At 72.4% G+C, this 26,141-nt stretch carries 16 protein-coding genes and 1 pseudogene; 7 read left to right on the top strand and 10 right to left on the bottom strand.

Going from position 1 to position 26,141, the window contains the following annotated elements; all coding sequences use genetic code 11:
- Positions 1-89 precede the first annotated feature (89 nt).
- Together ACIQBL_RS30685 and ACIQBL_RS30680 are read left to right on the top strand one after the other, a co-directional pair.
- The gene (locus tag ACIQBL_RS30685; protein WP_401947083.1) at positions 90-2,396 is read left to right on the top strand and encodes an NEW3 domain-containing protein; all 2,307 of its coding nucleotides are present in this window, start codon (positions 90-92) and stop codon (positions 2,394-2,396) included.
- 227 nt (positions 2,397-2,623) lie between these two features.
- Complete coding sequence (locus ACIQBL_RS30680) at positions 2,624-3,415, top strand: hypothetical protein (protein WP_401947081.1); 792 nt, start codon at positions 2,624-2,626, stop codon at positions 3,413-3,415.
- A 91-nt stretch (positions 3,416-3,506) separates the two neighbouring features.
- Here the strand turns inward: ACIQBL_RS30680 and ACIQBL_RS30675 are convergent, their stop codons facing one another.
- The 7 genes from ACIQBL_RS30675 to ACIQBL_RS30645 form a co-directional block, all read right to left on the bottom strand.
- Positions 3,507-5,465, bottom strand: coding sequence for a hypothetical protein (locus ACIQBL_RS30675; RefSeq protein WP_401947079.1), 1,959 nt, complete (start codon positions 5,463-5,465; stop codon positions 3,507-3,509).
- A complete protein-coding gene (locus tag ACIQBL_RS30670) occupies positions 5,462-9,202 on the bottom strand; it encodes a DUF5682 family protein (RefSeq protein WP_401947076.1) in 3,741 nt (1,246 codons plus the stop codon). The genes ACIQBL_RS30675 and ACIQBL_RS30670 overlap by 4 nt, the downstream gene beginning before the upstream one ends.
- A complete protein-coding gene (locus ACIQBL_RS30665; protein ID WP_401947073.1) occupies positions 9,199-10,359 on the bottom strand; it encodes an AAA family ATPase in 1,161 nt (386 codons plus the stop codon). The genes ACIQBL_RS30670 and ACIQBL_RS30665 overlap by 4 nt, the downstream gene beginning before the upstream one ends.
- 136 nt (positions 10,360-10,495) lie before the next feature.
- A complete protein-coding gene (locus ACIQBL_RS30660) occupies positions 10,496-15,388 on the bottom strand; it encodes a DNA-binding protein (protein WP_401947071.1) in 4,893 nt (1,630 codons plus the stop codon).
- Positions 15,385-16,251 (bottom strand): DUF4132 domain-containing protein, encoded by an 867-nt coding sequence (locus ACIQBL_RS30655; protein WP_401947069.1) that lies wholly within the window; start codon positions 16,249-16,251, stop codon positions 15,385-15,387. Before ACIQBL_RS30655 ends, ACIQBL_RS30660 begins: the two co-directional genes overlap by 4 nt.
- Positions 16,252-16,529: 278 nt before the next feature.
- Positions 16,530-17,759, bottom strand: coding sequence for a PP2C family protein-serine/threonine phosphatase (locus ACIQBL_RS30650; RefSeq protein ID WP_401947067.1), 1,230 nt, complete (start codon positions 17,757-17,759; stop codon positions 16,530-16,532).
- Between the two features lie 298 nt (positions 17,760-18,057).
- Positions 18,058-19,074 (bottom strand): LacI family DNA-binding transcriptional regulator, encoded by a 1,017-nt coding sequence (locus ACIQBL_RS30645; RefSeq protein WP_401947064.1) that lies wholly within the window; start codon positions 19,072-19,074, stop codon positions 18,058-18,060.
- Positions 19,075-19,513: 439 nt separating this feature from the next.
- Between ACIQBL_RS30645 and ACIQBL_RS30640 the strand changes: the two genes are divergently transcribed.
- Complete coding sequence (locus ACIQBL_RS30640; protein WP_401947061.1) at positions 19,514-20,092, top strand: cysteine dioxygenase; 579 nt, start codon at positions 19,514-19,516, stop codon at positions 20,090-20,092.
- 90 nt (positions 20,093-20,182) lie between these two features.
- Here ACIQBL_RS30640 and ACIQBL_RS30635 read toward each other — a convergent pair whose 3' ends face one another.
- A complete protein-coding gene (locus ACIQBL_RS30635) occupies positions 20,183-21,724 on the bottom strand; it encodes an SDR family oxidoreductase (RefSeq protein ID WP_401947869.1) in 1,542 nt (513 codons plus the stop codon).
- Positions 21,725-21,993: 269 nt separating this feature from the next.
- Positions 21,994-22,323 (bottom strand): hypothetical protein, encoded by a 330-nt coding sequence (locus tag ACIQBL_RS30630; protein ID WP_401947059.1) that lies wholly within the window; start codon positions 22,321-22,323, stop codon positions 21,994-21,996.
- Positions 22,324-22,825: 502 nt separating this feature from the next.
- On the opposite strand from ACIQBL_RS30630, the gene ACIQBL_RS30625 reads away from it, so the two are divergent.
- The 3 genes and pseudogenes from ACIQBL_RS30625 to ACIQBL_RS30615 all read left to right on the top strand — a co-directional run.
- Positions 22,826-23,248 carry a hypothetical protein gene (locus tag ACIQBL_RS30625; protein WP_401947056.1) on the top strand — a complete coding sequence of 141 codons (423 nt, stop codon included), beginning with the start codon at positions 22,826-22,828 and terminating at the stop codon, positions 23,246-23,248.
- A 693-nt stretch (positions 23,249-23,941) separates the two neighbouring features.
- The gene (locus tag ACIQBL_RS30620) at positions 23,942-24,856 is read left to right on the top strand and encodes a serine hydrolase (protein WP_401947054.1); all 915 of its coding nucleotides are present in this window, start codon (positions 23,942-23,944) and stop codon (positions 24,854-24,856) included.
- Between the two features lie 92 nt (positions 24,857-24,948).
- Positions 24,949-25,142, top strand: a pseudogene (locus ACIQBL_RS30615) (hypothetical protein); the annotation flags it as partial.
- A gap of 103 nt (positions 25,143-25,245) precedes the next feature.
- Here the strand turns inward: ACIQBL_RS30615 and ACIQBL_RS30610 are convergent.
- Complete coding sequence (locus tag ACIQBL_RS30610; RefSeq protein ID WP_401947051.1) at positions 25,246-25,614, bottom strand: VOC family protein; 369 nt, start codon at positions 25,612-25,614, stop codon at positions 25,246-25,248.
- 63 nt (positions 25,615-25,677) lie between these two features.
- Here ACIQBL_RS30610 and ACIQBL_RS30605 point away from each other — a divergent pair, with 63 nt between their 5' ends.
- Positions 25,678-26,136, top strand: a complete 459-nt coding sequence (locus ACIQBL_RS30605; protein WP_401947049.1) for a MarR family winged helix-turn-helix transcriptional regulator — start codon at positions 25,678-25,680, stop codon at positions 26,134-26,136.
- The last annotated feature ends 5 nt before the right edge of the window (positions 26,137-26,141 follow it).

Raw genomic sequence — 26,141 nt, 5'->3', positions numbered from 1 at the left:
GACGTGGCAGTGAATCGCTAATAGAACATGGGCGGTTCGACCGGTACGGACAAGGCACGTTGCCGTTGGTCACTCTGAGGAGCCGTTCGATGAGTACGAGATTGATCAGATGTCTGCTGCCTCTACTGCTCTTCTTCGGGCTGGCGGCGGGAACGTCGCCCGCGCTGGCCGCGCCCGCATCCGGGGCCGCGACGGACACCGCCGCCCCCATCCCGTCCACACCGCCCATGGGCTGGAGCAGTTGGAGCGCGCTGCGCGAAGGCAGCGGCCTGACCCAGGACGGGATCAAGGCCCAGGCGCGGGTCATGCACGACAAGCTGCGGCAGTACGGCTACCGCTACATCAACATCGACGCCGGCTGGTCCGACCACCTGGACGCCTACGGCCGCAACGCCTGGGACACCACCCGCTTCCCCGACGGCATCCCCGCCCTCGCCGGGTATCTGCACGGGCTGGGCCTCAAGTTCGGCATCTACCTCACGCCGGGCATCCCGATCGAGGCGTACCAGAAGAACCTGCCGGTCTACGGCACCTCCTACCACATGCAGGACATCGCGGACCCGACACAGCCCGGCAACACCCACAACGACTCCTACCGCATCGACTTCACCAAGCCCGGTGCGCAGGAGTACATCCAGGGCTACGCCGACCTGTTCGCCTCCTGGGGCGTCGACTACATCAAGATGGACTTCGTCGGCCCCGGCGGCGGACTCGTCGCCGCCGACAACCGCCCCGAGATGAGGGCATGGCACCAGTCCATCGTCACCACCGGCCGCCCGATGCACCTGGAGCTGTCCAACTCGCTCAGCATCGCCGACGCCGCCACCTGGCAGGCCACCAGCAACGGCTGGCGCACCGGTGGCGACATCGAGTGCTACTGCGGCGTCAACGGATCCAGCACCCCGCTGACCAGCTGGCAGCGCATGTCGGCCCGGTTCGACCAGGTCGCGGCCTGGCAGCCGTACGGCGCCCCCGGCGCGTTCAACGACTACGACTCGATCGAGGTCGGCAACGGCAGCGACGGCGGGCTGACCCCCGACGAGCGGCAGACCCAGCTGAGCCTGTGGTCGCTGGCCGCCTCCCCGCTCCTGCTCGGCACCGACCTGACCAGGCTCGACCCCGCCGACCTCAGGCTGCTGACGAACCGTGACGTGATCGCGGTGGACCAGGACGCCGTCAACGCCTCCCGGGTGAGCAAGAGCGCGACCGCCCAGGTCTTCGCGAAAACGGAGCCGAACGGCGAGGTGATCCTGGGTCTGTTCAACACCGGGTCCGTCGCACAGACCGTCTCCGTCGCCGCAGGCGCAGCCGGCCTTCCCGCTGCCTCCTCGTACCGCCTCGACAACCTCTGGACCCACGAGGTCACCCGGTCCTCCGGCGTCTCCGTCGCCGCCTCGGTACCCGCCCACGGCGTGGCGCTGCTCCGGGTGCGCCCGTGGGCCGCCGAGAGGACTGCGGGGCGCCCGCAGACCGGCCTCACCGTGACCGCCCCCGGCACCCTGGGAACCGGTCAACAGACCACCGCCGCCGCGGACTTCACCAACTGGGGCACCGTCGCCGCGACCCGTGTCCACATGACCCTGCCCGTCCCGAAGGGCTGGACGGCCACCCCGCTCTCGCCCACCTCCTTCACCTCCGTGGCACCCGGCGCGACCGTCCGCGCCACGTACCGGGTCACGGCACCGGCGTCCAGCAGCCAGCTCTTCGCGACCACCCGGCTCGACGCCGTCGCCCACTTCCGCTGGAACACCGGCACCGGCGCACGAGCCACCGGCTCCGCCACCGGGCACACGTCCGTCGTGCTCGACGCGCCCGTCCGAACCCCGTTCCACACCTTCGCCTCCACCCCGGAGCCCGCGAACTTCTCACAGGTCGGCTCCGCCCTCGGGATTCAGGCGGCCGGCGCCGGCGTCTACGGGCCGAAGAACGAGTACGGCGCGCTGTACATCCCCGGCGGGGAACGCGACGGCTCCACCACGACGGTGCGCGTCACCTGGCAGCGGTACCAGAACTCCGGGGCCAAGACCGGAATCATGGTGCGCAACGACATCACCGGCGCGAACGACTCGCCCGGCTTCGTGACCGTCGGAGTGAGCGCGAAGAAGGGCTACTTCATGCAGTGGGACGCCGACGGCGACGGCCTCCTCGACTCCGGCACCACCGCCAACGGCTCCGGAGTCGGCAAGCCCGTACTGCCCAGCTGGATCCGGCTGGTCCGCTCAGGCACCACCTACACCGGCTACTACTCCACCGACGGCACCAACTGGACCCCCCTGAGCACCGCGAACGTCCCCTCCGCCACGGACACCCAGGACGTCGGCCTCTTCGGCACCGCCGCCAACCCGGGCTACCCGAGCGAGGACGATTTCAGCGACTTCAAGACCAGCGGCTACTGACGGTCCGTATGCACCGTTGAGGGGATGGCGGGCCTGCGGGTTCGCGTGACCCGCCATCCCCCACATCGCCTCCCCGTCGAAAACGTCCCCCTGCTGAACGAATGCGGTCACTGGTTCGAAGAACAGGGCAACCGGGACTGTCCTTCAGGTGTCTAGCCACCGATGACACACCATCAGGTTTCGTCGCGTGGGGAAGCGGCGAACCCAGCGTCCCGAAGGGGGACTTCATGCGCATCCGCCCGGCCGTCGCCGTCACTTTCCTGACCGCCACCCTTTCCGTGTCGGTGCTTCCGGCCACCGCCCAAGCGGCGGACAGAACGGCTGCCGACGCGACCACGTTCTCCAACGTCGTGGTCAACGGAGGCAAGGACATCGTGCTCGGCCTGACCACCAGAAAGACCGTCACGATCACGTGGACGGCCCATGACCCGGAGGGCGTCGTCGCATCCTGGGCCTACCTGTGGCACGGACGCAACACCGACGACGCCGACGGCAGCCTGCCGCTGTTCCCGCCGTCGGGAACATGCGTGGTGTCGCCGACCGACCCGACCACCTCCACGTGCGAGGCGAGCATCGGTGTGGACGCCGCGCGGGACTTCGACCACAACGGCCTCGCCGGCGCCTGGAACGTGCTCGCCGGAGCGCAGGACACCACCGACGACTGGACGGAGATCGACGCCGCCGGCACGGCGAACTTCAAGCGGTTCGCCAAGGTGACGGTCAACGCCTCGCCCGAGCCGGTGAAGAAGGGCAGGACGATCACGGTCACCGGGAAGCTGACCCGCGCCAGCTGGGGGAGCGGCACCTACACCGGTTACCAGGGGCGGTCCGTCCAACTGCAGTTCCGTAAGAAGGGCAGCTCCGTCTACACCACGCTGAAAACCGTCACCACCGGCGCCGGCGGCACGCTGAAAACCACCACCAAGGCCAAGACCGACGGCTACTTCCGCTACGTCTTCACCGGTACCCCCACCACCGGCCCCTCCACGGCGACAGGCGACTTCGTCGACGTCAGGTGACGAACGCGCCCAATCGGGGCAGGGCCGGCGTCCATCCGGGGTGGACGCCGGCCCGTCGCCGGCTTCCTGGGCAACGGTTCCGCCCCGGTGGTCAGGCCGTCTGCGGCGGCTGCCATGTGGCCCGGACCAGCGCCCGCTCCGTGCCGGCCAGGTAGACGGCCGCCGCGAGCCAGGCGCGTGCGTACCCGTCCGGGTCGGCTTCCTCGGTGCGGCCGAAGACATCGCGGGTGCGCCGGTCCGCCTCCGCGGCGAGGGTGTGCGACAGGTCCGCGGCGGTCCGGAAACCGGCCCGCCGCAGCGCCGCGACGGCCCCGGCCCGATCGCCGTCGCGCGCGGGCTCGGCGGCGGCCCTACGACCGCCGGACACGGCGACCTCGACCAACCGCCGCAGCCGCCACAACGGCGCCTCGGCCACCGGGTCCGGCGGGACGCGGGGGAGTCCGGATATCTCCGGCAGGGCGTCGGCGGGCGGCAGATGGATGCCTTCGACGCGGTCGTAGCCGAGATCGGCGTGGCCCAGCCACTCCACCGGCAGACGCAGGGTCGCCGTCCTCTCGTCCGGCAGCGGGCCGACGGCGAGCGGCCGGAGTGTGGCCGCGCGGTCGGGGTCGAGGCGGCCGACGACGCGCAGCCGCAGCCCGGGGCGGGACGCCAGTCGGCGAAGGTTCGCGGTGTGGGCGAGGTCGGGGTGGCCGTTGGACGGCAGCAGGCGGATCAGGAGGCCGTCCGTGTCCGCCCGGCCGGAGATCAACTCCTGTGCGAGCACATGCTGGTCGACCACTCCGACGATGACCAGGTCACAGCCGATCAGCTCACCAGACGTCCGCGCGGCCCCCTCCGGGTCGCTCACCGGAACGTTCCCGAGCCGGGCGGCGACGGCCTCGGAAAGTGGTCGGGCGAACAGCGCGGCCAACGGGCCCGATGTCCAGGACCGGCCCGCGACCGGCGTCGCCCGCACTCCCTTGCCTGCGCCGAGACGCCCGTCCGACGACAGCGTCGCCCCCGAAATCAGCAGCCCGCCACGGGAGAGCCCGGCATGGTCGAGGCTGCCCGAACCGAGTGCCACGGTGGCCGTGGCGGCACCGCGTGCACGGGCGGGACCGCCCGGTTTCACGTCCGCGACGGTGAACCAGCGTCCGTCGTCGGCGATGAGATGGGTGACGACCCCGCCGTACCCGGTGGCGGAGATCACCGGCTCCCGGCACACCCCGTGCACGCGCAGAGCGCCTTCCGGCCGGTAGGCGCGTCGGGCGGTTCCGACGAGTGCCGGGGCTGGCTCCGCTGCCGCCAACAGGCCTGTGGTCAACAGGAGTTCACGCAGGTCGGCGACCAGGTCGGCCAGCCGGTGGCCGTCATGACGGGACCGGGCGCCCCGCAGGCCACGGACCACACGCAGCGCCGCCGCCTCGGCGCGGTGCAGCCCGGCGAGGCGCGCGGTGTGCGAGGCGCGCAACACCTCCGCCTGCGCCACCGCACCGGCAGCGGGCACCCCGGCGGCCAGTACCGCGGCCGCGGCGGTCCAGAGTGCGCGCGCGGCGGCCAGTTGCGCGTCCGTGGGACCCGTGGGACCTGTTTGTGGCGACGCCTCGGCCGTGTCCGGTCCGGGTACTGCGGCGACGGCCTGGCCAACGTCGGCGCTGGTGATGTCCGTGGTGTCGGGCTCCGGACGCACGCCCTCCGCGGAGCTGCCGACCGAATGGGCCATCGCGTGTGCGCCGGCCGCCTCGGTCGTCGCGTTCACGTCCACGGCCGTCTCCGCGTCCGCCACCGGACACGCGCCGAGCACGGCCGCACGGTGCAGGCACCTCGGGGCCAGCAGGCAGGTGCACACGGCCTGTTCGGCATCCCTGACCGTTCCGGAAGGACCAGGAGTGAGGACGACCTCCGCGTCCTCACCGCAGCGCACCCGTCGTACGGTGCCCTCGACGGTGACGGGTGCGGCGACGTACGTCTCGATCGCGGCGTCCAGCTTCTTGCGTAGCCGGGAGGTCAGGGCCTCCACGGCGGCAGCGGCCAACTCGGGTGCCACCGGTGGCAGTTCGGGGTTCATCGGGACTCTCCGCGGAGGCGTTCGCCCACCCAGCGGGCAAGGGCGAGAGGACTGAGGGCGGCGACGGGCATCCCGGCCGCGACGAGTTGCTGAGCCACCGGCACGGAGTAGCGCGGGGTGCCGGTGTCGTCCAGGGCGGCGCAGCCCATCAGATGCACCCCGGATCCCGCGAGGGCCCGTACCTCGCCGAGGAGTCCGCCCAGGGGGTAGCCCTCCTCGAAGTCGCTCACCACGACCACGAGGGTCCGGCTGGGTACGGTCACCAGGGAGCGGGCGTGGGCCAGACCGGCCGCGATGTGGGTGCCGCCGCCCACCCGTACCTCCAGCAGCAGCGACAACGGGTCGTCGACCCGGTCCGTCAGGTCGATCACGTCCGTCGAGAACGCCAGGAAGTGCGTGCTGAGCGTGGGCACTCCGCCGAGCACGGCAGCGGTCAACGCCGACCAGATCACGGAGGCCTCCATCGACCCGGACACGTCGACCACCAGGATCAGCCGCCAGTCCGCCTCCTTGCGCGAGCGGGTGCTGAACACCGGCCGTTCCGGCACGACCAGGGTGCTGCCGTCGGCCCTCCTGCGGGCGTGGACCAGGTTCGCCCGCAGCGTGCGCGGCAGGTCGATCCGGCCTCCCGGACGGCGCGTCGGACGCGGGGTGGCCAGTCCGCTCAGCGCGGGCCGCAGCCGGGTGGCCAGCTCCTTGGCGAGTTCGTCGACCAGCCGGCGCACCAGCGGTCGCAGCCGGGCCAGTTGCTGCTCGGGCATCCCGCCCGCCAGCGACAGCACCGACGTCAGCAGATCCACCGAGGGACGTACCGCCGCGGGGTCGAGTTCGGCCAGCACATCGCTGCGCCCCTGATCGGCGGCACGGGCGAGAACCTCCTCGCGTACCTCCGCGCCGAACAGCGCCTGGAGTTCCTCGGCCCACTCGCGCGCGGTCGGGAAGGAGGCGTCCTGCCCGCCGCCGCGACCGGTGTCCCGGCCCAGGTCCGAGGAGCCCTCGCCGCGACCCGTGCCGTACAACTCGTCGAGCGCGTGCGCGTAACGGCGGGCGCCTGCCGGGAGTTTGTCGCTCTCGGTGCCCAGGAGCAGGCGCCACCGGTCCGTCGGCGAGAGACGTGGTACGCCGTCGGTCGGCTCGTCCACGTCGGACGGGTTGGGCGTCGGCACAGCGCCTACGTCGGCTGTCGCGGGGGCTGACAGCTCAGCTGTCCGGGGCGTCGGCCACAGGGCCTCCGCCGCCGTACGGCCCGCCTCGTCCGCCGCCGCCCACAGGGCCAGCAGGTGCGGGGAGGCGGCCAGCGTCAGGTCGAGGCGATCGCCCAGCTTCTCCGTGACCGTGTGCAGCAGGCGGTCACGGCCGGCCGGGGAGAGCGTGTCGAAGCCGCCGCGCAGGGCGGGCAGCCGATCGAGGAACGCCTGGTCGGCCAGCGTGTCGACCCGGTCGAGCAAAGGGTCGAGCGCGGTCGGCGCCGACTGGAGCAGCGGTGCGGCCCCGGTCAGCAGTCCGGCGAGCCTACGAGCCAGCGCGCGCCGTGCCTCGGGGCCGGTGGCGGCATCGATCCAACCGGCGGCCCGTGCGCCGAGAGTGTCGGCGTCGTCCAGGTCGAGCAGGACACGGCAGGCGAGGGCGGCTCCCTGGACGAGCGGGGAACCCGTGTGTGCGAGGCCGTCCAGGGCCTCGTCCATGCGCAGGCCCAGGCGTTGGTCGCCGGCGCGCGCGGCCAGGGCGACGAGCGCGGCAGCCTCCTCCGGGTCGTCGCTGCCCGCCAGACCCGGCAGGGACCGTACCGCCGACTCCAGAAGGTCGGCGGCGAGCACGCCTGCCGCCCGGCGGGTCTCGGGTGTGACGCCGGGCAGATGGCCCCGGCGCAGCGCCTCCAGCAGATCCAGTCCGGTGAGGATCTCGGGGAGCGTCGCGGAGGCGGGCAGCACCTCGGCGGCCTCCGTCAGCCGCTGGGCGACCAGGACGGGCAGATCGCAGCGGGCCGCGTCCCGAAGTCCCGTCAGGACGAGGGCACATGTGGGGCCGCCCTCCGCCGACTCCCTGCGGAAGGTCTCCCGCAGCGTTCCCTCGGCCGCCAGCGCGGCGGTCACGCCCCGCACCCCGGCCAGGTCCAGCCGGACCGGCACGGACGGCACCCACGCCAGCCGCCACCGGGTGGTGAGCGCGGCGGCGTCGCCCGTACCGGCCACCTCCACGGGCTCGCCGTATCCCACCCCGCACACGTCGAGCCGCCGGAGGAGGATCTCGCGCCGGTTGTCGAGCGCCGAACGGAGCGGGTCCAGGCGCAGCTCACGCCGGGCGGGATCGTCCGGACCGGGCAGTCGCAGGGCGGCGAGTTCGGACTCGACGGACGGGCCGAGCCCGGAGCGCGGGGTGCCCGGCGCGACCCGGCCGCGCTCGGTACCCACCAGGACCACTTCCAGGGCCCGCGCGAGAGCCCGGCCCCGGCCGAGCGGCTCGCCCTGCCCCATCACGGACGTCAGGGCCTCCAACACCTCGCCCCGGCCCGGCGCCGGGAGCCCGCGCAACCGGGCGAGGTCGCAGGCCACGCGCAGCGTCTCACGGGCCTCGCCCGTCCCCGCGGTGTGCCCGGCCGCGCGCAACTCCCGGCACACCCCCGTGATGGCCCGTGCGGCGGCGTCGTACAGCAGATCGGGGTCGCCCCCAGCGGTGAACACCGCCTGCTGCCAGCGTGGGTCGCGGATCCCGGCCGGATAACCGGACCGGGAGTCCAGCAGATCGAACGCGTACGGGACCAGGGAGGTGGCGACGGGGGAGGGCGCCCCCGGGAGCACCGGTCCGCCGGATGCTGCCCTGTCCGCCCGCGAGCGGTCGGTCGTCGGCGCGCCAAGTGCCCCCGACTGGTCGGTCGTTGGCGTCCCGAGTTCCCCCGCCTGGCCGGGCGTTGGCGTCTCCTGCGCCCCCGTGGGGTCGGTCGTCGGCGCCCCATGTGCCGCCGCCGCGTCTGACGTCGGAGCCCCGTGCACCGCGGCGCCGCCAACCGATGCCCGCTCAGGCCCGTCCGCCAGGTCCGTCACGTCAGCCAGAGCCGGTGCGTGGAAGGCGCCGATCACCGCCGCGACCCGGCGTCCGCCGGCCGCCGCGAGGCCGATCGTCTCCCGCATGTGCGCCTCGCGCGCCAGGTCCACCGCGGGCACCCCGCCCGAGGACTCGGCGTCTTGGCGCAGCGCCCAGCCGACGCCGAGGGCGGCCCGGCGGAGCGACTCGGGGGCGCAGCCGGGGGCGAGGACCTCCACGCTGCGGTCCCACAGGTCGTCCCCGTCACGACCGGTACCGGCCGCGGTGAGCGCCTGCGCGAAGGAGACCGGCGCCGACCGGTCGGCCGCCCCGGCGCGTACGGGTTCCTCCGCGTGCCAGCGCGCATCCGCCATCGGCAGATCGCAGCAGGCCACCTCCACTCCCCGCTCCCGCGCCCAGCGGACCGCGGCGAGTTCGGGCGAGAAGTCGGCGAACGGGTAGAAACCGAGCCGTCCGTCCTCACCGGCACCCGCGAGCGCGACCGGCGCGAGCGTGCCGGGCGCGCCGAGATGGGTGAGCCACGGCTGGAAGTCCGCCGGCAACTCCACGCACACCACCTCGGCTCCGGCCGCGTCCAGCAGCGCGGGCACGGCGGCGGCGAGCGCCGGGCTGTGGTGGCGTACGCCGAGCAGATACGGCACCACGGAGTCGGCCAGGGTGTCGAGCGCGGCCCTGGGATCCAGAGCGAGCGTCACCGAAGGTTCTCCCGCAGATCCCAGAGGCGGCGCCAGGTCGCGGAGCCGTCCTCGGCGCGGCGGCGCACCGGACCGTCCCAGTAGCCCAACAGGCGTGCGTGGTCGGTGGGATCGTCCTTGCGGACCACGCCCAGGAGATGGCCGGGCACCAGATCGAGGGTGTCGCCGGCGGGGAGGTAGGCGGTGGCCACCCCGAGGGACACGGCGACCTGCACCGCCTCCGCCGTGGACATCACGGTACCTGGGCGCTCCACGTCCCAGCCCTCCACCGAGCGCCCGGCCCGCAGATCACGGAAGACGGTCACCAGGACGTCGAGCACCGCGTCGTCGACGGCGAAGGCAGCGCCCGCCCGCTCGACCGCCGCGGTGGCCTGTCGTTTCACGAGCGCGGTCTCGGCGTCGACGTCCGCGATCGGCTGCACCGTCTCGAAGTTGAAGCGGCGCTTGAGCGCGGCGGACATCTCCGACACACCGCGGTCGCGCAGGTTGGCGGTGGCGATGACGGTGAAGCCGGGGGCGGCGGCGACCTGCGCGTCGTCCGTGCCGGACAGCTCGGGCACGCTCATCCGGCGGTCGGAGAGGATCGACACGAGCGCGTCCTGCACCTCGGGCAGGCAGCGGGTGATCTCCTCGACGCGCGCCACCCGTCCCGAGCGCATCGCGCTGAGCACGGGTGAGTCCACCAGTGCCTGAGGAGTTGGGCCCTGGGCGAGGAGGAGGGCGTAGTTCCAGCCGTAGCGCAGGGCGTCCTCGGTGGTGCCCGCGGTGCCCTGCACGGTGAGCGCGCTGGTGCCGCAGACGGCCGCCGCCAGCAGCTCGGAGAGCATCGACTTCGCTGTGCCGGGCTCACCGACCAGCAGCAGTCCGCGTTCTCCGGCGAGCGTGACCACGCACCGCTCCACCAGGGCGCGTTCACCGACGAACTTGGGGGCTATGACGAGTTCACGGGGCAGTGTCTCGTGGGGCTTGGCGAGCTTGAGGGGTTCGCCTGCGCTGCCGCAGACGAAAGTGATGACGGAGCGCGGTGTCAGCAGCCAGCCGGGCGGGCGCGGGCCCTCGTCGTGGGCGGCGAGGAAGGCGAGTTCGGCGGCGTGGCGCTCTTCGGCGGGCAGGGTTTGCCGGTCGGGCAGGGCCGTCGCCGTGTCGGTCGGGGTCATGAATGTCCTTGCTGGGTAGGTCTGTTCGTCGTCAGGGGAGGGGGCGTCGGTGAGGCCGGGCGCCCCCCCGTGAGGTAAGTGTTGGGCGCCTTGGGCCGTCCACCGGTGTTGTCGGGTGCCCCCTGTGCGGAGACCATCAACGGCGGCGGCCCCGGCGCACCTTCAGCTCCTCGAACCGGGGAGCGTCGCCGTCGCGGACCCGCTGCCAGGCTCTGCGGTACAGGTCCGCGACCGGTTCGGTCGGCACGATCACGCCAAGGGACGCGCGATCGCCGTCGACGATGTCGAACAGCGGCAGCTTCCAGCGCTCCAGGGGAACGTGCGGTACCGGCTGTTCGGCCCAGCCGCCGGGCAGGAAGAGCGAGCGGCCGGCCCTGGTCCGGGTGGCCTCGACCACGAGGTCGCCGGCGGCCAGTTCGGCGCGGGCCGCCTTGAGCCGGGCCGGCTTCCATCCCGTCCACCGAGCCGTCGTGCGGTCGGTCGGGTCGGGCATGGCGAGCAGCATCAGATACAGCGTGGCCGCGTCCTCGCCGAGGCCGTACTCCTTCGCCGCCTCGGTGACCAGGTCGGGCACGGAGCGGCCCGGGTCCTGCGGCCACCAGGTGCCGTCCTTGTCCCGGTCGCCCGCCATCGGCTCGCCGGGGTCGGCGAGGAGGGCCGCGAAACGGGCGTCGCGGACCAGGCGCAGGGCGATCTCGGCCGGGAAGGGCTGGTCGTCGACGCGGGTCGCGGGCAGGTAGGGGTCCTGGCCGGCCTCGTCGAGGAGGTCGACACGGATGCCCGGGGCCGGCTGGTCGTCGTGGGTGGCGAGGACGACGGCGCCGTAGCGCTCGAAGCCCGGGCCGGTCTCGGTGGGGGTGCCCGCCGTCTTCCGGAACGCGGAGAGGCTGATGTACGGGCCGAGGTCGAGCAGGAGCCCGGGGGCGGCGAGGCGTTGGCGCACGGCGGTGAGCACGGGCGGCAGCGCGGCGCGGATCGGGTCGCCTGCGGGCAGCCGGTGGGCGAGCCATGCGGCGAGGCCGACCGAGCCGACCAGGGTCTGCGTGGTGAACCCGTCCGTGCCGTTGCCGACCGGCCGCACCCGGTCGCCGTTGACCTCCCACCGCAGGTCCCGGCTGAGCTGCGGGGCACGGGTCGGATCCAGCAGCGCGGGCAGGGCTTCCCGTACGGCCCACGGTGCGTTCTTGAGGGCGCGGACGGCGTCGCTGAGCAGGTCCTCGGGGATGGCGGGACGCTTGCCGAGCCGGTCGTTCCACACGGCGGCGGCCGACGCCACGTCCGGGCCCTCGGTCCACAGGCGGGCCGGGTCGGCGGGCAGCAGCGCGGCCACGACCGCGGCGCGGACGGCGCTGTCGATGCCGCGCAGCTCGTCCTTGGCGACCGCCGCCGGGGCGACCTTCACGCCGATGACGGTGCGGGCCTCGGTGCTGAGGAAGGCCCGCTCATAGGCGTCGACTCCCGGCAGCCCGGCGACGACGAGCCGGGCCATGGTCTCCGTGACGCCGGTGAGCCGGGCGAACTCCTCGGCGGCCTCGGGGAACCACGGTGCCGGACCGCGCTCGGCGAGGGCGGCGAGGAAAGCGCCGAGCCGGCCCGGGTGTTCGTCCTCGCCGATCGGGTCACAGGCCAGCACCTTGTACGGCTCCGGAGCGGCGAACCGCCCTGCCGGATCGTGGAACAGCCCCGTGAAGTCACAGCCGTCGTCGTCCCGGGAGCCGTGTCCGGTCACCGCGACGAAGGCGCCGTCCAATAGCGGCAGCAGGCCGTTCCAGGAGCCCTCCCGCCAGTCGCCCGAGGCCGGGCGCAGCCGGTGCGCGTCCAGGTGCAGGGTCACCGAGCGCCAGCGACCGGGCGCCCCGGACCGTCCCAGCCCCAACCGGTCGAATCCGGCGAGCAGTTGTCGCAGCGCCTCGCGGTGCTCGTCGGCCGTGGTGCCGACCGCGGCCCGGTAGGCGAGGGCCGTCATTCGCCCGAGCACGGTGGGCAACTCCGGCTGCCCGGCGGGCAGTTCGGGCCCGTCGAGATGGAGTCGGCCATCGGACGGCTCCGGTACGGCGTCGGCGGCACGGGTCAGTATCCGCAGGGTGCGGAAGACGCTGTCGGTCTGGTCGTCGCGGTTCCACCAGTAGCCGTTCGACGCGCCGAGACCACTCATCGCGTCGCGCAGCAGGCTGTCCGTCGGACCGGCCGGACCCTCGTCCTCCACGCCGCCCTCCAGGGCCAGGGTGAGCCGGGTCGCCGCCGTGTCCAGGACCGCCTGCTGGGCCGCCGCGTACCGCACGACCCCGGCGATGCCCGCGAGGAGAGCCGGGTGGGTGACGGGCAGCAGGGCGCGGATCGTGGCGGGGAGCGCCTCGGGTTCCTTGGCGGTGGCGGCCGACAGCAGCGCGGCGGCGGTGTCCCGGTCGATGCGACGCAGTCCTGCGGAGCCGTCCGGGTCGCGCGGGGTCAGGCACTCCCAGTACTGCACCGGCGGCAGCAGCAGAGAGCCCTCGCCGAAGACGCCCGCCGTGCGGTCGGTCTGCGCCCAGGCGGTGACGACGCCGTCCGCGTCGACCAGGTTGAGCCGCCAGCCGTTGCGGACGACGGCGGTGGGCCGCTCGGCGCCCGGGAACATCACCAGCGTGTACGGCCGTCCCGCCTCGGCGGGCAGTGTGAGAGTGCGTCCGGCGAGATCCTCAACACGCGTGGAACCGTCGGGGAGTTCCAGCCTGCGCAGGCCGACGAGCCCGTCGACGGGCGCGCAGGCGGGGGTGGTGCCGCTCGTGGGGGAGGGGCGCAGCCGGCCGCCGGTGAGGCCGCTGCCCGCAGGGGCGTCGCGCAGCGCGTCGGCGAGGAAGGCGGGCCGGCTCATGCGTCCGCGCTCGTCGGTGGCCGGGTCGTACTCATACCAGCCGTGCGCCTCCCGGTCCTGGGAATCCGCGTGCCACACCCAGTAGTTGGAGCCGTCGAAGAGCAGCGGACGCTCCTCGGGCACGGTGGTGTCCCCGGCGTGCAGCACACCACGCCCGGTGGTTCGGCCGCCCCCGGCCAACGGCAGGGTGATGGGGAAGTCGCCCTTGTACCAGTCCATGTCGGTGCCGCGGGTACCGCGCGGGCCTTGGAGCTTCTCGACGCGGTCGGCACGGGTGTGCCAGTAGCCGCGCAGGCCGTCGTTGCGGCTGTTCCAGTAGACGAGCAGTTCGCCGTCGACATGGTGGAAGCCGGGGTCGCCGGACCGGTCGTCCTTGGGGAGGCGCAGGTCGTGGGTGAGGAGGGTGCCCTCGGCGCCGATCACGCGGGCCTGGGCCTCGCCGGCCACCACGAGGTGGGGCCAGGCGTCGGCGACGATCAGGTCCTCCACCCGGCTCTTCGGCACGAGGGTGGCCGCCGCGTCCTCCCAGGCGGGCCAGCCGAGTTCGTCGAAGAGCCCGGCGCGCAGGGTGCGTGCCAGCACGGGGGCGAGATCGGTGGCGACCGCCTCGCGCACGTCCGCCTCGGCCAGCGCCAGCGCCTCCGGGGGCAGCCACCTCAAACGGGCCAGCGCGTCGGGCAGTTGGGGCAGACCGACCGCGGTGAACCGCTCGACGACCGTGCGCACCCACTGGGCCAGCAGCGGACGGCAGCCGGGCGACTGCGCCAGCAGCCGGATGGCCCGCAGCCCTTGGTCGTCGTCGCTGAACCGGTCCGCGCCCTTCAGGAAAGCGTCGTGGAACCGGGCGTCGGCGCCCAGGAACAGCAGATCCCGATGCCCGTCCCCCAGCGCCCACTGTTCCAGCGGCAGGCCGCCGTTCCGCTCCGGAGCGGCCACCGGCAGGTCCAGGGACAGCAGCAGGTCGATCAGATCGATGTCGTGGGTGACCTTCAACGCGCCGCCGGACGCGGCGAGTTCGGCCCGCAGCCGGTCCACCGCCCGCTCCACCAGCGGGTACAGCCGCGGCATCCGGGTCGCGCCGCGCCAGGACCGGGCCCGCTCCCGGAACGTCAGGAAGCGCTCCAGCCAGCCCGCCGTGCCGTCCCGCGGACGCTCCTCCTCGGGCAGGCCGGCGTCCCACAACCCCGCCGTGGCACCGGAGTCCTCCAGCACCTGGAGCCACAGCGCGGGCATCTCGTCGTCGGAGCCCGCAGGGAGCATGTCGAGCAGGGTGCCCCGCACCCGCCGCTCCCGCGCGGCCAGCGCCACCAGCGCGGCACGGTGACCCTTCCACCAACCGGCCGCGGCACGCAGCGTGGCCGGCAGACCGAGCAGCTCGGACAGGTACTCCTGCTCGGCGAGGTCGGCGTCCTGACCGGCGGCGCGCGCCAGCTTGCGCAGGTCGCCGGCCATCTGCGCGGACGGCGGCAGACCACCGGCGGTGCGGCGCAGACACAGCCGGGTGAAGCGCCGCAGCGCCTCCTCCGCCGGCACCCGGGCGGCCAACTCCTTGCCGTAGGAGGACAACACCTTCACCGGCAGCGCGCCCGCCAGCGCGAACTCCAGGAACACCGCGTCGAGGCGGTCCTCCTCGATGACCAGCCCGTGCTCCGCCTCGGCCTTGCGGGCCCGGGTGAACAACTGGGCAGCGTAAGTGGCGTTCTCCTCGGCGAGGAACACCCGGCCCGCCTGCTCGTAGAACGTCGGCAGGAAGTGCGGGACGGAGGCCGCCAGCCGCGAGCCCAGCTCCAGATAGGCGTCCAGAGCGGTCTTGGGCCGGGACTTCACCTGCCGGGCCGCCCGCTCCAGGTCCGGTACGACACCGAGCGCGTGATGTCCGTCCTCGGGGTGGTGCACCAGCACCCACTCCGGGAACCCCAGCGACTGACGCAGCCCCAGACCCACCACGACCGGCTCGGCGTCCTGCTCCAGGCCGAGGAAACCGGCGGCCAGGTCCTCCGCCGCCCCCAACTCCCCGGCGACCAGCCGCACCACCACCCGGTCGTCGAGACCCGGGTGACGGTAGGTGCGCGCCGTCAACGGCACCGCCCGCTCACCGGCGCCCTCCGCGTCCGCCGGCAGCACCGCGCCCGCCGCGAGCATGTCCTCGTACGACACCTGCGTCCCCCCGCTCATGCGTCCTTGCCCTTCTCGATGTCCCGCCCGGCGTACAGCGCCGCCGCCATCCGCATCCCCTCGGACCAGGCCACCGGTCCCACCTCCCGCAACGGCAGGGCACGGCCGTCCTGGTCCTGCCAACTGAGGCCACCGGTCTCCACCGTGTCCTCCCAGTACGGCTCCCCGATCCACACGGAGGCCTCGACGGTGCGCCCGCCGTCACGCACCCGGGCCGTGGAGTAGCCGCCGGAGACGCGGTAACCCAGCGAACTGGCGCGCGCCGCGAGGGCGAAGCGGGAGCGGAACGAGCCGCCGCTGAACTCCCGCACCTCGGTGGCCTTGGCGGCGAGGTCGTCGGGGCGCCGCCAGGTCGCCCGGTGGATCTGCTCGACGCGCTGCACGATGCCCAGCTCGGCCGCGAACTCCCGGATGTCGTCGAGGTCCGGCAGCAGCACCGGGTGCGGCAGGGTCACCGTGCGCGGGGACAGCCGTACCGTCTCGCCGTCGAGGTTCACCACCCGCAGCTCGCCGTCCTCGGTGGTGCCGCGCAGGAAGCCGACCTCGTCGGGGTCGTCGCCGACCACGGCCAGGTCGCGCAGGGCCGACTGCCAGGCCTCGTCCGGCCATACGCGGACCAGCAGGCCGGTGGGGACGGGCAGCGACGACACCATCCAGGAGTCGACCTGGGCGACGCACCCCGCGGCGTGCCGATCCAGCCATTCGGCGAACCGCCGCAGCCGGTCCACCTCGGGGTGGTCCTTGAGCGCGCGCGGCAGGGACTTCAACTGCCGCCCCGCTGCCCGGCCCCCGGTGGCACGCGCCGCCACCCGCCCCTCCACCAGGGCGACTTCATACCCGTCACCCGCCGACAGCCAACCCACGATGCCCCCGCCTCCACATCAACACAGCCAGAAGAAAGCACAGTTCAGCCGGGATGCCCCGACATCTGTGCGACGACAAGGGGAACGTTAGCGGCGATCACTGACAATCGGCCGGGGAAGCTGTGGACGGGCTGCGAGGAGCCACTGGTGAGACCGGCGACCGGGCGCCCCGCCGGGCTCGTGCTCGGGTGCTCGCACGGGGCTGCCCGGCGGTGCGCCGGGCTACGAGTTCCGGCCGGCCGGACAGTTCGTCGTGCCCGCGTCGGGCGAAGCCGTCGTCACAGGCGCAGGACGATCAGGGCCGTGTCGTCGGTGTTGCCGTCGGCGGGGAGCAGATCGGCGAGCAGGGCGTCGGCCAGGGGCTCGGGTTCCGCGTGCCGGTGGTGGGTGAGGGAGTCGGCGAGGCGGGCCAGACCGCGGTCGATGTCCTCCGTACGACGCTCGATCAGTCCGTCGGTGTACAGCACGAGGGTGGCGCCCTCGGCGAAGGGCGTGCTCGTCTGAGACCGGACGACATGCTCGGGTCTGGCCCCCAGGGGCGGTTCGGTGGCCTGGTCGAGGAAGGTCACCGTGCCGTCGGGATCGAGCAGGGCCGGGGGAGGATGGCCCGCGCAGCTGTAGGTGATGGTGTGGTCGTCCCAGTCGATGAACGTCGTCACCGCGGTGGCCGACTCGGCGCCCTCGACGAAACGGGCGTACAGACCGAGGGCCTCAAGGGCGGCGCCCGGTCCGTCGGCGACCCGGCAGGCCGCGCTCAGGGCACTGCGCAGCTGGCCCATGACGCAGGCGGCGGCGAGACCGTGCCCGACGACGTCACCGACGGCGACCGCCATTCCGCCGTCGGGCAGGTCGACCAGGTCGTACCAGTCGCCGCAGACGTTCAGGCCGCCCACGGCGGGCTGGTAGCGGACGGCCGCCCGGTGATGGCCGACCGGCCGCGGCGGGGGCAGCATCGCCGCCTGCAGGGTCAGGGCCACCTCGCGCTCATGGGCGTGGGCCGTGCGCAGCCGCTCGTTGACCTCCTGCAGCTCACGGGCCCGGGTGTACAGCTCGGCCTCCAGCACCCGGGCCCGTCGGTAGTCGGCTCGGCCGCCGAAGGCCCGGACGAACTCGGTGACCTCCTCCACCCGGTGGACGATCAGCATCACCTTGCCGTCCGTGCCGCGCACGGGCGCGTTGACCGGGCTCCAGAAGTGCTCCACCCACCGGCCGGACCCCTGGGGGTCCTCGATGTCGTAGCGGAGCAGGGCCATGGTGTCGCGCTCGCCGGTGCTCGCCGCGCGCAGCATCGACTCCCGGGTCTCGCGCATGCCGGCCGCCGCCGGGTCCTTGGGGTTCTCGGGGAAGACGTCGAAGATGTAGCGGCCGATGAGTTCCTCGCGCTTGCGTCCCGACAGACGCTCGAAGTCCTCGTTCGCGTCGATGTAGACCAGCTCGGGGGTGAGCAGCGCCACCATGCCGGGCAGGGCGCGGAAGACCGCCGCGTAGTCGATCTCCGGATCCTGCATGGCCTGCCCGCTTCGACGCCGAGGGTCACTGTGTCGTCCCACGATAGGAGGGATCTGGCCACGAAGCCCGGAAACGGCACTTTTCGGTCCGGCGAGCAGTGACGATGTCCTGTCCGTCACCCGACCGAGTGGCCTGCATGGGGAGGCCGTCCCGGGCGGCGGCACGATGGTATTGCTCGATGAGCGCCCCCCGTGGTTCAGGTCCCGCTCCTCACCGCCCGCTTCGACGGCTTCGGCGACCGTCGTTCGTACCCACCGCAGACCGCAGACCGCAGACCGCAGACCGCAGACCGCCGTCCTACCGACGCGCGGTCCTCGGCGGAGCGACCGAACCGCGGGGCTTCGCCTCCGGAGCCAGCACTTTGCGACGGCTGAGCTTGTCCTCGTCGATCGCCTTGACCGTGCGTTTGACCACCAGGTCCACCAGCAGGTCAGCCGGCCACCGGTAGCTGGACAGCGGGGGTGTCAGGAGCCGCGACAGCGGGTGGTCGTCGAAGCCCATGACCGAGACGTCGTCGGGTACGTCGAGCCCCAGTTCCCGGGCTCCGGCGTAGACGCCGTAGGCCATCGAGTCGGCCAGGCAGAGGAAGGCGGTCGGCGGATTCGGTGAACTCAGTACGGTGCGCGCCACCGCGGTGGCGCCGTCCAGGTCGTGCGGGGAGGGGTGGAGTGTGACGTCCAGCCCGAGGCTCTGCGCGACCTGGTGGGCGATCGCCTCGGCGGGGCGGTCGGGTGTGGTGGGCCGGCTCGGAGTCATGACGGCGATCCTCCGGTGCCCGCAGTCGACGAGCCGGTGGAGGGCGTCGGTGACCCCGGCCTCGTTGTCGAAGACGACCTCCGCGGCGGTGGCCGCCCCGGGCAACCCGTCGCCGATGGACGTCAGTACCGTCCGCCGGGCGACCTCTTTCCAGTGTGCGGCGGCCGGGTCGACCGGCAGCACGATCAGCGCGTCCACGCGTTGGTCGGCCAGCTGGGAGGCGAGGGTCGCCTCCAGTTCGGGGTCGTTCGAGGCGTCGACGATCAGGGCGTGCCGACCGACGCCGAGGAACCTACGGCCCAGAGCGGCGGCGATGTCCTGCTGCCACACGTCGGCGAGCGACCCGCAGAGCACCCCGACATATCCCGTACGGCCGGAGGCCAGGGCGCGGGCGATCGGGTCGGCCTGGTAACCGAGCCGGTCGGCCACCTCGCGGACGCGTCGCTGGGTCTCGGGCGGTACCTGAAGACCGCGCAGCGCGTACGACACCGCGGCGGCGGAGAGCCCGGTCTCCTCCGCGATGTCGCGCAGGGTGATCCGCCGCGGCTGTTTTGGCACCTCGTCAGTGTAACGACTCGATGAACTGGGGCTCCGCACACGTGGTCCAGAGCCGAGCGGCCTCTCGGCGCACATTGACACCGGCTCAGCTTAAGCGCTTCACTGGAGCGCATCACTGAAGCGCTTAACCAAAGAGACGGCATGTGCGAACGCGGCGCGACCGACATTCACCAACACCTCTGGCCGGAGGCCCTCGTCGAGCGGTTGAGGTTCCGCACACGCCCGTCCCGCCTCGACGGCTGGACACTGCACCTGGCCGGTGAACCGCCCCTCGAGGCAGGGCCGGAGGACCACGACCCGCTGCGACGGGCCCGCCTGGACCCCGGTCTGCGGCGGGCGACCGGCCCTACGCCACCCCGGTCGACCCCGAACTCGGCGCGGCGGCGGAGCACGCCGTACGCGTCAGCAATCCATGTCACCTGCTCGAAGGAGTACGACCGTGACCGCACCGCTTCCCTCACCCGACCTCGGCACCGCCGCCGCCCGCGATGCCGAGCCGTGGCACCGGGTGCGGGCGGCCGTCACCCTTGACGCGCTCCCGGGACGCGACCTGGACAAGCGGGAGCTGCTGGAGCTGGCCTCGTCGGTGGCCGCGGACCCCGACAGCTGGCGTGAGCACGTCGCCTTCGACGACGACAAGCGGCACTATGTCTCGCTGTACCGGGATGCCCACGTCGATGTCTGGGTGCTGTGCTGGACGCCGCGGAACGACACGGGCTGGCACGATCACGATATTTCGTCCGGCGCGGTGGCGGTGGCCGAGGGCGCACTCGTCGAACACAACCTCGCCGTCGGTGTGCCGAGCCTGGCGACCGAGGTTCCGGCCGGTCAGGTCTTCTGCTTCGGCCCGGACCACATCCACCGGCTCACCGGACGCGACGCAGGCAGCGTGTCGATCCACGCCTACTCGCCGCCGCTGTGGCGGATGGGGCAGTACACGGTCGCTCGCAACGGGATCCTGCGTCGTACCTCGGTGTCCTACGCCGATGAGTTGCGGCCCGTGGACGACATGGTCTGACGCCACCGATCCGGTTCGCCGCGGATGCCGTCCCGCAGTACGCGCTGCTTCGGGCCGGTCCCGTCTGCCTCTGGGGCGGGGACGCGTGCCCTACGGCTCGGATCTCGGTTCGCCGCGGTGGCCTCCAGTGGGGGAGGGGAGACGGGCCCGCCTGCGTCGCCCGTCGGTGCCCTTGGCCGCGGCCCGGGTGATGTTGCGGGCCATGCCGCCGAAGACGACCGCGTGGAAGGGGGAGACGGACCACCAGTAGACGTGGCCCAGCAGACCGCGGGGGTGGAACAGGGCGCGCTGACGGTAACGGGTGCGGCCGTCGGCTTCTGTCTCCGCGTACATCTCCAGCCAGGCCAGGCCCGGCAGCCGCATCTCCGCCCGCAGCCGCAGCAGCTGTCCGGGCTCGATCTCCTCGACCCGCCAGAAGTCCAGGGAGTCGCCGACCCGAAGGTGTTGGGCGTCGCGCCGGCCGCGGCGCAGGCCGACTCCGCCGACGAACCGGTCCAGCCATCCCCGGACCGCCCAGGCCAGCGGGAAGGAGTACCAGCCGTTGTCGCCGCCGATGCCCTCGATCACCTTCCACAGTGCCTGCCTCGACGCGTCGACCGACAGGTGCCGCTCGTCCTCGTAGAGGCTGCCGCCCGCCCAGTCCGGGTCCGCGGGCAGTGGGTCACTGGGCGCGCCCGGTACGGAGGCCGACGACCAGCGGGTGCCCACCTGGGCCTCTCGTACCCGCCGCAGCGCCAGGGCGAGCGCCTCGTCGAAGGGCAGCGGCCGGCCCGGCAGGTCGGGCAGGTAGTGGGCGATGTCGTGCTCGCGGCAGACGACCTCGTGGCGCAGCGACTCCGTGAGCGGTCGGGCGATGGAGGCGGGCACGGGCGTGACGAGACCGACCCAGTGGCTGGACAGCCTCGGCGTCAGGACCGGAACGGGCACGACGAGCCGTCGGCGCAGTCCGGCGACGAGGGCGTAGTGGCGCATCATCTCGCGGTAGGTGAGGACGTCCGGTCCGCCGACGTCGAACGTCCGGTTGACGTCGTCCGGCATGGTCGCGGAGCCGACGAGGTAGCGCAGCACGTCGCGCACCCCGATGGGCTGTGTGCGGGTGTGCACCCAGCTCGGGGTGACCATCACCGGCAGTCGCTCCGTGAGGTAGCGCAGCATCTCGAAGGAGGCCGATCCGGAGCCGATGACGACCGCTGCCCGCAGTACGGTGGCGGGCACCGGCGACTCCAGGAAGATCCGTCCGACCTCGGCCCGGGACCGCAGGTGGGGGGAGAGAGACCTTTCGGGCACGCCCTCCGGGGTGAGTCCGCCGAGATAGACGATCCGCCGTACACCGGCGGCCCGCGCCTGCTCGGCGAAGACGTGCGCGGCGCGGCGGTCGGTGTCCTCGAAGTCGGGCCCGGACCCGAGAGCGTGCACCAGGTAGTACGCGACGCCGATGCCGCGCAGGGCCGCCGCGACCGACTCCGGGTCCGTGACGTCCCCGCGAACCGTCTCGACGTCGCCGGCCCAGGGGTGGTCACGGAGTGTGCCCGGGGACCGCGCCAGACACCGGACCCGGTGACCGGCCTCCAGCAGCTCCGGTACCAGGCGTCCGCCGATGTATCCGGACGCTCCGGTGACAAGGCAGTGCAGCTGCTCGGGCTCGCGGCCACCGCGTTCCTCCGCGGTGCCCGGCGCGTTCCGCGGTTCCTCCGTGCTCACGATCGTGCCTCCACACGCTTGCTCCGACGCCGTTGCCTCGTCGTCCGATCATCACCGCAACGGGGTGACTGTGCCTTTCGCGGGACACGGCCTGGTGGACGGAGCGGGAAAGCCCGAACCGTCCGGGTCGACGGCGGCCTCCTCTGCAACCTCTTCGTCCGGGCACGGGCTGACGGATGCACCGCGCTGCGTACGGCAGTTCATTGTTCCGGTCCGTTCGCGTGCTGGTCCGCGTGGGGCACGACCCATGCGCCCGCGACCAGGTCGTCCGACTCATCTGTGGTTTCCCAGGCGGAGGGCCAGGGCATGGGCGGCTTCGCTGGTGAGGCCGCCGGCGATGGCGAAGCGGCCGTAGCGAGGGTGCTGGTGAGGTCGGCGAGACGGGGCCGGTCGGCAGGGGTGAGGGTGAGGTCGACCACCCAGTCGCCGGCGCTGTTGCGGGCCTTCGCGGAGACGGCCCGGACGTCGGTCATGCCGTTGGCCCGGTCGCCCCGGACGCAGGATGCCGGGCCGGTCGCGGTCGCGGTCAAGGGGTGTCCGTCGCCGCCGTGGGCGCAGGTGCCCTCCGTGAGGGAGGTGACCGGCAGGATGGGGATCCGGGTTGCCGCGACGCAGTCTCACCTGCGAGGCCGGCAGCCGGTAGACGAAGACGAACGTGGGCCCGGCCCCGGCTCCTGCAGGCCGCCTTCGCAGCCGAGCCGTCCGGCGTGCCGGATGTTGTTCGTGCCCCAATAGCCCTGCCTACGTGGCGAGTTCAGCGCCACCACCCGGCGACAGCCCGGTGACCTGGTACTCCGCCACCACCAACTCGCCTGCCCCAGCCCCGTCCTGCGCAGTTCAACGAGCCACCTGGTCGCCGAGCCATGGCCCCGTGCGTGAGGTGGCCCTGCGCTCAGAGGAAGTCCCACGGTCCGCCAACCTTTCGACCGTCTTCGAAATGTTGGCAGTTGCTCCTGGGCGGCTCCTACGTTGAACCAAGGAATCGACCACCCAGCCGCCCGCTCGAACTGGTGTCACATCGGGGGAACCACCATGAAGAGTCACATCCGCAAGGCCGGACCATGGCGCCGTCGCGCCGCTGCGGCAGCCGGCGCATTCGTCCTGGCCGGAGTCGCGGTGGGCACAGCCGCCTCGCCGGCGTCGGCCGCGGGCTGGGCCTGTGACCACGACGGGCAAACGGTGTGGTGCGCGTCCGTGACCGGTATCGCGTCCGGGTCCTACCTGGCCTCCCACAACGGGCCGTCCTACTCCTCGGGCACGACCGGGCACCGCTACTACAACGGAAACACCATGATGCTGGCCTGCTGGACCACCGGAGACGGCGACGCGGACGGCCACGGCGACCACTACTGGTTCGCGCTCGATTCCGACAGCGACAGCGGGTTCATCAACGACTGGTACGTGACGACCGGGTCGCCCTCCCAATGGCAGCCGCACGTACCGCATTGCCGGTGACGACAGCCCGGCAAATATCCGGCTGCGCCTCGGCCGATCCGCGCGCGCCTTCACCCCCTTACCCCATCCTCTCCATCTCGTCAGGAGATCCCCATGCGTCGTGTGTTCGTCGTGCCACTCGCCTGTCTGGGCCTGGCCGTGCCCTCGGTCGTTGCCGCATCCACGGCCGCGTCTGCGTCACCGGTCCTCGCGACCGCCGCGTCCCCACTTCTCGGCGTACCGCAAATGCCCCGTGGCATACAGACCGCCTCCTGTAGTTCAGGCTATGTCTGCATCTACAAGGGTGACATTTGGGATGACAGTCCCCATCACCCGAAGGTCTACAACCTCTACCGATACGGGACGTACAACGTCCACAATCTCATCGGCGACTACACGGTACTCAATTGCCAAACAGGCGGCGCAGGGGTCGAGGGATTCACGGGATACAACGGAACGGGAAGTGTGGCATGGGATATCGACGCCAATAACTGCGCGGGGGGTCTTTGGACGGACCTCACGTCCACGTATTCCGTGAGGCTGTACGCCTGACTCCGCCGGTAGGCGCAGGTCGAGCCCGGGCAGTCGGGGAGCTGTGCGTATCCTCACAAATCACACGGTTGGGGCGTTTTCGTGGCATAGGTCACGCCGTGGAACCGCCGCCTCGTCTACGTTCGCAGGTCTCTGCCCCCGCCCCCGAACAGCCGAGGCCCCATGCCGTACCGCCCGAATCCCCGACCGACCACGCGGAGTGCGCGCACACCCGGCCGACGCGGCAGGCGTGCCGGTCTCTGCGCGGTGCTCCTCACCGGCTCCGTGGCCACCCTGTTCTCGGTCGGCTCGGTGGTTCCGGCCGCGGCAGCCGTCACCGGGGCGTCGGATCGCTCCGCGGCCGGCACCGAGAAGGCGACGGTGACGAGCGAGGCGCGCGTGACGACCGCCGTGCTGGACCTGGACCACCCCACCCGGGGTCCGCAGGTGCGCGGGAAGGACGTCCCCTACGACACGGCCAGCATCATCAAGGTCGACATCCTCGCCGCGCTGCTCCTCCAGGCGCAGGACGCCGGACGTGGCCTCACCCAGCAGGAGCGCACGCTGGCCGAGACGATGATCGAGCACAGTGACAACGACGCGGCGACCGCGCTCTGGCAGCGGATCGGCCAGGCGCCCGGCCTGGAAGCGGTGAACAAGCGCCTGGGCCTGTCCTCGACAGTGGGCGGGACCGGCGGCAAGTGGGGACTCACGCGCACCACGGTGACCGACCAGATCAGCCTGCTGCGCGCGGTGTTCGCCGACGGCACGACCTCGTCCGCAACCTCGTCCGCGAGCGAGTCCGCGCTGTCCGCGACGTCCCGGAACTACATCCGTACGCTGATGACCCGCATCGCCGCCGGACAGTCATGGGGCGTCTCGGCGGCCTCCGATTCCGGATGGGCGCTCAAGAACGGCTGGCTGCAACGCACCACCACCGGCCTGTGGGACATCAACAGCGTCGGATGGATCACCTCGGGAACACACCACTACCTTGTCGCGGTCCTCTCCGACGGCAACGCGTCGATGGCGGGCGGCATCGCGGCGGTCGAGCGTGCGGCCCAGGTTGCGGTCTCCTCGGCGCAGGCGGCCGGCTGACGGGGGAACGCGACGGCAGGTCCGGCTGACGACACAGCCGCACGCCCGAACCCCACCGCCCCACCGGCCGTTGGCAGTTCGGCCGCTTCCCTCCAACGGCCTTCGTGGAACACGAGGCGGCCTACCGCGCCACCCTCCAGGGCGCCGGCAGGGGCGGCAGCCTCGTCCAGACCTTCGCGAAGGCGACCGAACACGGCGCGCTGAGCGACTCCGAGTGCGCCCGCTTGCTGCGCCGGACACCTGGACGCGCCATGGACGCAAGCCGACTCCGCGCGCGATTGCGGCTGACGTGCATTCTTCTGCTGACGACGCTTGAACTCGCTGCCTGTTGGCCGACCGCTTCCGAGCCGAGGTCATGCGGTCGGCGCCGTCGGTGGCGTTCGGGCTTGTCAGGCGCGGTCGTGGAGGGTGATCTGGTATCCGTCGGGGTCGGCGAAGGTGAATGTCCGGCCGAAGGGGCCGTCGATCGGTGCGGAGACGATGGTGTGACCGTCGGTGACGAGGGCATCGTGGATGGCCTGGACGTCGGTGGCGTGGAGCCAGATCGCGGCACCGATGCCGGGCTGGGCGACGGATGCGAGATCGGTGCCGGGAACGATGTCGCGGAGTGCGAACGCGATCGGCTTCGTCTCGAAGACGACGGCGTGCGGAGGCCCGGCCTGAGAGCGGACGAGGCCGAGGTACTGCTCGTAGAACGCCTGCGAAGCGTCGAGGTCGCGTGCCTGGAGCGAGATGAAGTCGGGGCCGGTGGCGGGCATGATGATGCTCCTTCTCTTCGTGTCAGATTACTGACACAGGTCAATGTATGTCAGAATGCTGACATGAGTCAAAACGGTGCCGGCGTCAACCTGGACACATCACTGGGCTACCTGCTGAAAGAAGCGTCGAGCGCCCTGCGCGTGGCCATGGAGGAGGTGCTGCGGCCACTCGGGATGAGCGTGACGCACTACTCCTGCCTCGAACTGCTGGCTCAACGGCCGGGCTTGTCGAACTCCGAGCTCGCGCGCGGCGCGTTCGTGACCCGGCAGTCGATGAACGTGCTGCTCCAGGCCCTGGAACGAGACGGCTATGTGACCAGGCCCGCGGAGGCGCCCGTCGGGAAGGTTCTTCCCGCGCGGCTCACACCTCGCGGGCGACGGAGCCTGGAGAAGGCGACCGTGGCGGTCCGGTCCGTCGAGGTCGGAATGCTGGCCGGCCTGACCGAGACCGAGCAGTCGGGCGCGTTCCGGATCCTGCAGAGCATGATTCGTTCCCTGCGCGACGGCAACGACGGCGCATAGCTCGT

The sequence above is a fragment of the Streptomyces sp. NPDC088350 genome (assembly GCF_044753545.1).
Taxonomy (GTDB): Bacteria; Actinomycetota; Actinomycetes; order Streptomycetales; family Streptomycetaceae; genus Streptomyces.
This window is presented reverse-complemented; position numbering and strand designations above follow the sequence as displayed.